Origin of the sequence: Coprococcus sp. TM115-187 (assembly GCF_027679115.1) — a bacterium.
GTDB lineage: Bacteria > Bacillota > Clostridia > Lachnospirales > Lachnospiraceae > Allocoprococcus > Allocoprococcus comes.
This window is the reverse complement of sequence record NZ_JAQEKS010000010.1, coordinates 98097-107022: the sequence shown is the minus strand read 5'-3', so window position 1 is coordinate 107022 and position 8926 is coordinate 98097. Positions and strand designations below refer to the sequence as shown.

7 protein-coding genes and 1 pseudogene are annotated in these 8926 nt (G+C 41.6%); 4 read left to right on the top strand and 4 right to left on the bottom strand.

Features of this window, described 5'->3' with window-relative positions; translation table 11 throughout:
• The first annotated feature begins 277 nt into the window (after positions 1–277).
• On the top strand, positions 278–472 hold the full coding sequence (locus PGW42_RS08935; RefSeq protein ID WP_009265203.1) for a DUF3173 domain-containing protein: 195 nt from the start codon (positions 278–280) through the stop codon (positions 470–472).
• A gap of 35 nt (positions 473–507) precedes the next feature.
• A pseudogene (locus PGW42_RS08930) lies at positions 508–1697 on the top strand (tyrosine-type recombinase/integrase).
• 75 nt (positions 1698–1772) lie between these two features.
• Here the strand turns inward: PGW42_RS08930 and guaA are convergent.
• The 4 genes from guaA to PGW42_RS08910 all read right to left on the bottom strand — a co-directional run bounded on the left by guaA (position 1773) and on the right by PGW42_RS08910 (position 5527).
• Positions 1773–3320: a glutamine-hydrolyzing GMP synthase gene (guaA, locus tag PGW42_RS08925; RefSeq protein WP_008374035.1), complete on the bottom strand. Its 1548-nt coding sequence runs from the start codon at positions 3318–3320 to the stop codon at positions 1773–1775.
• Positions 3321–3514: 194 nt separating this feature from the next.
• Positions 3515–4879 carry an MATE family efflux transporter gene (locus PGW42_RS08920; RefSeq protein WP_270203183.1) on the bottom strand — a complete coding sequence of 455 codons (1365 nt, stop codon included), beginning with the start codon at positions 4877–4879 and terminating at the stop codon, positions 3515–3517.
• Positions 4880–4979: 100 nt separating this feature from the next.
• Entirely contained in the window at positions 4980–5234 is a 255-nt protein-coding gene (spoIIID, locus tag PGW42_RS08915; protein WP_055155744.1) for a sporulation transcriptional regulator SpoIIID, read from the bottom strand.
• 62 nt (positions 5235–5296) lie between these two features.
• Complete coding sequence (locus tag PGW42_RS08910) at positions 5297–5527, bottom strand: hypothetical protein (RefSeq protein ID WP_156330642.1); 231 nt, start codon at positions 5525–5527, stop codon at positions 5297–5299.
• Between the two features lie 305 nt (positions 5528–5832).
• Between PGW42_RS08910 and PGW42_RS08905 the strand changes: the two genes are divergently transcribed.
• Positions 5833–7203 carry an MATE family efflux transporter gene (locus PGW42_RS08905; RefSeq protein WP_117824578.1) on the top strand — a complete coding sequence of 457 codons (1371 nt, stop codon included), beginning with the start codon at positions 5833–5835 and terminating at the stop codon, positions 7201–7203.
• Between the two features lie 632 nt (positions 7204–7835).
• On the top strand, positions 7836–8924 hold the full coding sequence (locus PGW42_RS08900; RefSeq protein ID WP_270203184.1) for a DUF3810 domain-containing protein: 1089 nt from the start codon (positions 7836–7838) through the stop codon (positions 8922–8924).
• The last annotated feature ends 2 nt before the right edge of the window (positions 8925–8926 follow it).

Genomic DNA, 8926 nt, shown 5'->3' with positions numbered 1-8926 from the left:
TTCATGCAATGATCTGGGAGCGACCGTTGGAAAAGTTGTTCTGCCATGACCTGCAACACAGGATAATGATACACCCGTATGACACGGTTCAGCCCACAGGAATGGGAATGGTTGAGATACCAGCGGAGCTTGCCGAAGCCGTCTGATTGCTTATAAAACTATCTAACAACGATTTTGCAAGAAAAAATCATCTTAATAGAGCTTTTTTGCTCATCATTTGATATACTGATAGACAAGATATTGAGATTTCCTTATCTGGTCTATGGAAAGGAGGATTATGATTACCGTAACAAAAAAAGACCTCATAGCACTAGGTTATGGAACTTCTTTCTCGGCAGACATCATAAGAAAAGCAAAAAAACTTATGATTGAAAAAGGGCATACTTATTACCAATCCCGTAAATTGGACAGAGTACCCAAAGAAGCCGTGGAAGAATTATTAGGGATTACATTATCAGACACAAACGATTGATTGTACTTCTTGCATATCATGTAAGGAGTGAAATCATGGCAAAAGACCCTATTAAGAAAGCAGATAACGGAACTTATTATTTCAGAGCTAATTTGGGCTACAATCCCATTACCGGAAAACAGATACAGAAATACCGAAGTGGATTCAGAACGAAAAAAGAAGCAAAGGAAGAATATTCAAAACTGATGTTAGCGTCTACCGAAGAATTAACACCAAAAAAGATGGCGTTTCTTTTCAGCAATTTATAGAAGAAACCTACCTGCCATGGTATAAAACACAGGTAAAAGAAAGCACTTATCTTAATCGTGCTACTACCATCAAGAAACATTTTTCCTATTTCTACAAAATGGAAACAGACGAAATCGAACCTATCCATGTTCAAAACTGGCAGTTGAAACTTGCAAAAGATTTTAGCCCTAATTACATTCGTATCGTACAGGGAATGCTTTCTATCGCATTCGACAGAGCTATTGTTCTTGGAATTGCGAAGAAAAATCCTTCTCGTATGATAGGCAATATCAAAAGCAAGAAAACCAAAGTTGATTTCTGGACATTAGAAGAATTTCAAAAGGTTATTTCCTTACTCTGTAAGAAAGACTATTATGAACATTATCTGTTTATATCGTTCTGGTTATTATTTATGACTGGTATGCGAATTGGCGAAGCGTCAGCATTACATTGGGCAGACATAGATTTTGAAACAGGCTTGCTTAGCATTACCAAAACATTATATTACCGAACAATGACGGACTATAAATTCGTTGAGCCGAAAACACAGGCAAGTATCCGTACTATTTATATTGATTCAGATACACTCAATGAGCTAAAGGCTTGGCAAAATGTTCAACAACAGGTTCTTCCCGATTGTCCACTTGTACTAAGTTATAACGGAACTCCAACCAGTAAAACAACGCTTCCCAGAGCTTTGGAAAAGTTGTCAAATTTAGCAGGTGTTCATCGTATTAAAATTCATGCCTTGCGACATTCACACGCTTCATTGCTTATCAGCATGGGCGAAAATCCTTTACTTATCAAGGAACGTTTAGGACATGAAAAAATACAGACAACACTCGGCACTTATGGTCATCTGTATCCAAATACGAATCTTGAAGTTGCTAAAAAGCTGACTGGAATATTGCAAGTACAATCTGCTACTGAAAGCATTGCTAATTATACCAGCAATCAACATACAGCAATCTATCACAGAACAGTTGAAGAAAAATAATGCAATGAAAATGCAATCCTATAAAGGAAAAGCTGTAAAACCCTTGTAAACAAAGGCTTTACAGCTCAGCTTCAACTACTCAAACTCAATCGTTCCCGGCGGTTTACTCGTCAGATCATAGAATACTCTGTTAACCCCACGAACTTCATTGATAATTCTGCTCATTACTTTATCAAGTACTTCATACGGAATCTTCGCTGCCTCAGCAGTCATAAAATCTACCGTATTCACTGCACGAAGTGCAACTGCATAATCGTAAGTTCTCTCGTCACCCATAACACCAACGCTTCTCATGTTGGTCAGGGCTGCAAAATATTGTCCGATGCTGCGGTCAAGTCCCGCGTTTGCAATCTCTTCTCTATAAATTGCATCTGCATCCTGTACGATCCGTACTTTTTCAGCCGTTACTTCTCCGATGATACGGATTCCAAGTCCCGGTCCCGGGAATGGCTGACGGAATACAAGCTTCTCCGGAAGTCCAAGTTCAAGACCTGCCTTGCGGACTTCATCTTTGAAGAGATCACGAAGTGGTTCAATGATTTCTTTGAAATCAACATACTCCGGAAGTCCTCCTACGTTGTGATGAGACTTGATCACTGCTGATTCTCCGCCAAGTCCGCTTTCTACAACGTCCGGATAAATCGTTCCCTGTGCAAGGAATTCCACTGCACCGATCTTCTTTGCCTCTTCTTCAAAAATACGGATAAATTCTTCTCCGATAATTTTACGCTTTGCTTCCGGTTCTGTAACTCCGGCAAGCTTGTTGTAGTATCTTTCCTGTGCATTGACACGGATAAAGTTCAGGTCAAACTGACCATTCGGTCCAAATACTGCCTCAACTTCATCGCCTTCATTCTTACGAAGAAGACCGTGATCTACAAATACGCAGGTAAGCTGTTTACCGATTGCTCTGGAAAGCAGTCCTGCTGCCACAGAGGAATCAACTCCGCCTGAAAGCGCAAGAAGTACTCTTCCGTCCCCAACTTTTTCACGGATTTCCTGGATGGTATTTTCAACAAATGCATCCATCTTCCATTCGCCGACACATCCACAGACATTCTTTACAAAGTTGTTGATCATCTTGGTTCCTTCCGGTGTATGAAGCACTTCAGGATGGAACTGGATTGCATAAAGCTTTTCTGCTGCATTTTCTGCTGCTGCTACCGGACAGTCTGCTGTGTGTGCAGTAATCTCAAATCCCGGTGCCACCTGCGAAATATAATCAAAATGGCTCATCCAGCAGGTTGTTGTTGCAGATACATTTTCAAATACTTTGGAATCTTTCTTGTCGATGATGACTTCTGTCTTACCATATTCTCTGACGTCAGCTTTTTCAACTTTTCCGCCAAGTACGTGAGACATAAGCTGTGCACCATAACAAAGACCAAGTACCGGAATGCCAAGCTTAAAGAGTTCTTCAGAATAAGTCGGTGAATCCGGTTCGTAACAGCTATTCGGTCCTCCTGTCAGGATAATTCCCTTCGGGTTCATTGCTTTAATCTTTTCGATATCAATCTTATAAGAATAAATTTCGCAATATACATTACATTCCCTGACACGTCTTGCGACAAGCTGGTTATACTGTCCACCAAAGTCAAGTACAATCACTAATTCGTTCTTCAAGGTTTTCCTCCTGTAAAATACGATCCTTTCAGACCGCTTTTTCTATTTATTGCTTTTATATTTTATTATAGTAGAGCTCTGGATGTTTTACAAGCATTTTCTATCGCCCGAACCAAAGTTTGAACTCTGGTCTGCAATTAAAACTCATATTCAAGCATCATCTTTCTAACACAAATGACAACTTTCTTCTGTATTTACACAATTGCCCCATGTTTCCACTTTCCATTAAAGTACCGGATAATAAAACAGATTGCACGTACTACCCAGTCGATCACCATTGCAACCCACACGCCAAATACTCCCAGTCCCATATATTTTCCTACCAGATAACTGAATCCGATCCGGAAAATCCACATCGACACAATCGATGTATACATACAGGCTTTTGCATCTCCTGCCGCACGATACGCTGCTGGAAGAGCAAATGAAAGCGGCCAGATAATCATTGCACTGATTCCATGGAAATGAATAATATTTGTTGCTGCCGCAGCTGTCTGATCTGACAAATTGTATGCTTTCAAAATCAATGGAAGTGCAAGGAAAATAAGTGCTACCGTTCCCACCATTGCCACATAAATGATCGCAAGCAGTTTTTTCAGATAGTAATGTACCTGTTCATAGTCATTTGCGCCGACGCACTGGGAAATAACTGTCGTAATTGCCAGCGAGATCGCCATTCCAGGAAGAATCTGGAACAGCGCAATCGCATTGGAAACTGCATTTGCCGCAATTGCATAAGTACCGAAGGTTGAAACCAGACTCAGCACTAAAATTTTGCCCAGCTGAAACATACTGTTTTCCAGACCATTGGGAACCCCAATTGCAAGTATTTTCCGTATCATTCTTCCATCAAACCGGATTTTCAGTGTACGCTCAATATGCAAGATACGTGTCTGATTGCAGAGCAACACTGTTATCACTATCGCGGCAACCATTCTGGAAATCAGTGTCGGTATTGCAACACCCGCCGTTCCGATCCGTAATCCGAACACAAGAATTGCATTTCCGGTTACATTAATCGCATTCATCAAAAGAGATACCCGCATGGATACCTGCGAATTCCCCATCGCACGGAAAATTGCTGCCCCACCATTATATAACGCGATAAATGGAATCGAAGCTGTTACAATTAGCAGATAAATATCTGCATGTCCTTTTACTTCCGCTGTAATGTGACCAAATACCTGATTCAGAATTATATCTTTTCCAAGGTAAACCAATATCATGATCGCAACCGCACTAAGACTCACAAACCATACCAGCTGTGTAGCCGCTTTACATGCTGATTTTTCATCTTTCCTGCCAATATACTGTCCGGCAACAACTGCTCCACCAGTCGCCAGTGCTGCAAAAATATTGATGATCAGAATCATAATATTGTCAACCAGCGACACGCCCGACACAGCTGCTTCTCCAACATTTGCAACCATAATAGAATCTGCCATCCCAACAAAAACTGCCAATAACTGCTCGATTACCAAAGGTCCGATCAAATTTGCCAGTTCCCGATTGGAAAACAGATAATGACTTCGATCCTGTTTTTGTTTCGTTTTCCCCATTCTTCTCTTTTCCTGTCCCTTCTCTTTTGTATATCCCCGTTTTCTCTATTATATACTGTAAAAATGTAATACACCATCTTTTTGCAAAGAAAAGGATTTTTTATGCGTGCTGATGCAGGTACTTTTCTCTGGTAGCAAGTCCGCCCCGGATGTGCCGTTCCGATTTGTTCAGATCCAGAACCTTTCGCGCCTCACCTGCAAGAGATGGGTTGATCTGGAGAAGACGTTCTGTTACATCTTTATGTATCGTACTCTTACTTACCCCAAACGCCACCGCCGTCTGCCTCACCGTCGCCTTATTTTCAATAATATAATAAGCAATCTCAACCGCTCTCTCCTCAATATAATCTTTCATAAAAACCCCTGCATAGTTTGTTTTTTTACAATCTATGCAAAGGCGAAGGGATGTATGTCTGATTAAACTTCCTTCAAAAATATCTCATTCAATTTCTCCCAACTTACCTTTTTTTCTTCCCCTAATTTTCCCGCTTTCTCTCTCAATCCTGCTATTTCACTCTCCAGAATCCACTGACCTGCCAGTAATATTTTACCATGCTCTTTTTCTTCTATTTCATGAAGTTTTTGTACTATTATTTTTTCCATCAGCTTCCCCTGCTTTCCTGTTTTTCTTCTTCCAAGGTCCATCATCTCCGGATGCCTTAAAGTTATACACTGGTTTCATAACCTCAAGAATATCCACGCTTTCCCGGATCACATCAATAATATCCTCCTTTCCCTTTCTAGCCTATAGCTGCACGCGGCGTGCAGTCAAAGGCTTTTATTTTGGAATTCTGGTTATCTTCTCCATCCTTCCTTGAAAGGGCATGTTTATTTCGCGAATTCTCCAGATTGACTTTCCCCTCCCCATAAGTTATCCTTATCATAGTACGCCATGCTGACATATTTGCAGCACTGGTGAATTTTATTATTTTTACAGGTAAGGATTTGAGAAAATGAGTAAAACAAAAACAATCGACCTGACTTCCGGGCCGATTCTAAAGACGCTGGCAGAGCTGGCACTTCCGATCATGGCTTCCTCGCTGCTGGGGACAGCCTACAATATTACGGACATGGCATGGATCGGCATGCTGGGTTCCAAAGCCGTTGCCGGGGTGGGCGTTGGGGGAATGTACGTCTGGCTCTCACAAGGACTCGTGGCACTTCCGCGAATGGGCGGACAGGTCAATGTCGCACAGGCCTGCGGACGTGGAGACTATGAACAGGCAAGGGGATATGCCGCTTCCGCTCTGCGACTTACATTTTTACTGGGAATTTTATTTGCTGCAGTATGTATCGTGTTTATTCATCCGCTGCTCGGCTTTTTTAACCTTGGAGATGCAGAAACTTATACCGCTGCGAAATTATATACACTGATCACCTGCGGACTGATTCTGTTTTCATTTTTAAATCTGACTCTGACCGGACTTTCTACTGCGCAGGGAGATTCCAAGACACCGCTTATGGCAAATCTTCTTGGACTGGTTGGCAATATGATCCTGGATCCGATTCTGATCCTCGGATTTGGACCATTTCCAAGGCTTGAGGTTGTTGGCGCTGCAGTTGCTACCGTGACCTCGCAGATACTGGTTTTGATCGTCATGCTGATTCGGATTATGCACTCTGATCTGGAACCAAATATTCTGCAAAACATGCATGTACTGTCGCGTTTCCCTGCAAAATACTACATCAGTATTTTTAAAATTGGATTTCCGACAGCAGTACAGAGCAGTATTTACTGCATGATTTCCATGATTCTCACACGAATGGTTTCTGCATTTGGGGCAGGTGCCATTGCCACACAGCGAGTCGGCGGACAGATTGAATCTGTTTCATGGAACACTGCTGACGGCTTTGCTGCTGCGTTAAATGCTTTCGTTGGTCAGAACTACGGTGCAAAGAAACCAGACCGTATTCGGAAAGGATATAATATTTCATTTAAAATCCTCGCTGTCTGGGGACTCATTGTAACCGGTGCTTTCGTATTCCTGCCAGGACCGATTGCTTCCCTTTTCTTCCACGAAAAAGATGTTCTGGCGATTGCGATCAACTATCTGATCATCATCGGATTCAGCGAAACCTTTATGACCATTGAGCTTATGACCATCGGCGCACTTTCCGGTCTTGGTATGACAAAGCTTTGCAGTATCATCAGCATTGTCCTCACCAGTGCCAGAATCCCACTTGCCATGATCCTCACTCAAACCGGTCTCGGTCTGAATGGTGTATGGTGGGCACTTACAATTACCTCTATCACCAAAGGAATTGTTTTCTACTTCACCTTCCACCACACCAGCAGACACCTACCTGACGCTAATGACAATTAATTTAACTACCCACCTTTTTTATTTTTTCCTGTTTTGTTTATTTCTTCTTCATATTTTTTTGATTTTTTTTAGAGTTTGAACATATTTCTGTCACAAATTATCTGTATACTAATAATCAGATAGTTGATAAAGCAACTATCTCCCCCTCATAAAGTAGAAGCAGTCAGAATTCTGATTGCTGCACTTTACTCTCATTCCTTTTAGATAACAATAAAAACACCAAGAACCTCTCCATTATGGAGAGGTTCTTGCGTTGTGGATTTTTTTAATATTCTATAAACCTATCATTTTTAATCAGATTTTATAATTTCTTAACACTTTTGACACATTTTCATCGTATAGTAATAAATGGATAGTTGGGAAACAACTATCTCCCCCCTCATAAAGTGAACGCAATCGGGCATGCCCGATTGCCACACTTTGATTTTTACAGACTATTATTCTGGGACGAAGGTTATCCTCCGTCCCATATTTTATTTGTAAATGCAGTACCATATGCCCGGATATCTACCCGCATAGAACGTTAGTCACGGCCATTCATCATCAAATGAACTCAAACCTTTTACGACCTTGCACGAATGTCTCTCTGGTACATCATACTTTTTATCCTCAATTACCGGAAAGGATTTATTATGAAACGCCCTACTTTACATAAACTGATTTTTTCAATTCTTTTATTTGCCATAAGTTTCCTTGCTCTTTTCACCAGCCACAAAAGCTCTGCATTCGCGGACTGGTATTCTTCCACCATTTACCCGCTTTTCGTTTCGTCCATCGGACGCTTTTTTGGAATCTTCCAATTTTCTGTTTCTGAAATTGGATTGTATATTTTTGTCATTCTTCTGTTTCTTTCCTTGATCTGGATGCTGATCAGCTCCATTTACAAAATGTATGCCCAAAAAAAGAACCCTGCCTGGCTCGGCTACGGTTCCTCACTCCTGCTTCTCTGCGGATGTCTGTTTACCATTTATACTTTTTTCTGCGGAATCAACTACGGACATACTTCATTTGCAGAAAAATATCACCTGGAATCCGGTCAGTATACTCTGGCTGAACTGACCTCTTTATGCAACGAACTGACTGATCAGTTAAATGCACTTTCTGACTCTTTAGACCGGGATTCTGACGGTCTTGCTGATATGGGTAAGGATCTGCAGGATCGTGCACGGGCTGCTATGTTCTCCCTCGGTGCTACCTACCCTGAACTTTCCGGATACTATCCACAGCCAAAAGGTCTTTTATTTCCGGCTTTTCTCTCGGTACAGAATCTTTCCGGGATCTATTCACCATTTACCATTGAGGCAAACTATAACTCCGCAATGGTTTCCTACAATCTTCCATTTACCATCTGTCACGAGCTTTCGCATCTGCGTGGATTTATGCAGGAGGAAGAAGCAAATTTTATCGGTTTTCTCGCCTGTGTAAATACCGATGATACCGCCTTCAACTACAGCGGTTATCTTCTTGGCTGGATCTACGCAACCAATGAACTTTACGAAGCCGACTACGACACCTTTGAGGAAATCTACAGCAGGCTTTCTGACAATGTAAAGACAGATCTTTCGGCTAACAGCAGCTTCTGGAAGCGATATGACAGCAAGGTCACCGAAGTATCTGGTCAGATCAATGACCACTATCTGAAAGCAAATGGCCAAAGTGACGGGATAAAAAGTTATGACCGGATGGTTGATCTGATGATCACCTGGTTCCGGTCAAAATAATT

Coding starts and splice junctions, on each gene's coding strand:
- PGW42_RS08935 (WP_009265203.1), top strand. CDS start 278: ATGATTACCGTAACAAAAAAAGACCTCATAGCACTAGGTTATGGAACT.
- PGW42_RS08920 (WP_270203183.1), bottom strand. CDS start 4,879: ATGGGGAAAACGAAACAAAAACAGGATCGAAGTCATTATCTGTTTTCC.
- spoIIID (WP_055155744.1), bottom strand. CDS start 5,234: ATGAAAGATTATATTGAGGAGAGAGCGGTTGAGATTGCTTATTATATT.
- PGW42_RS08910 (WP_156330642.1), bottom strand. CDS start 5,527: ATGATGGACCTTGGAAGAAGAAAAACAGGAAAGCAGGGGAAGCTGATG.
- PGW42_RS08905 (WP_117824578.1), top strand. CDS start 5,833: ATGAGTAAAACAAAAACAATCGACCTGACTTCCGGGCCGATTCTAAAG.
- PGW42_RS08900 (WP_270203184.1), top strand. CDS start 7,836: ATGAAACGCCCTACTTTACATAAACTGATTTTTTCAATTCTTTTATTT.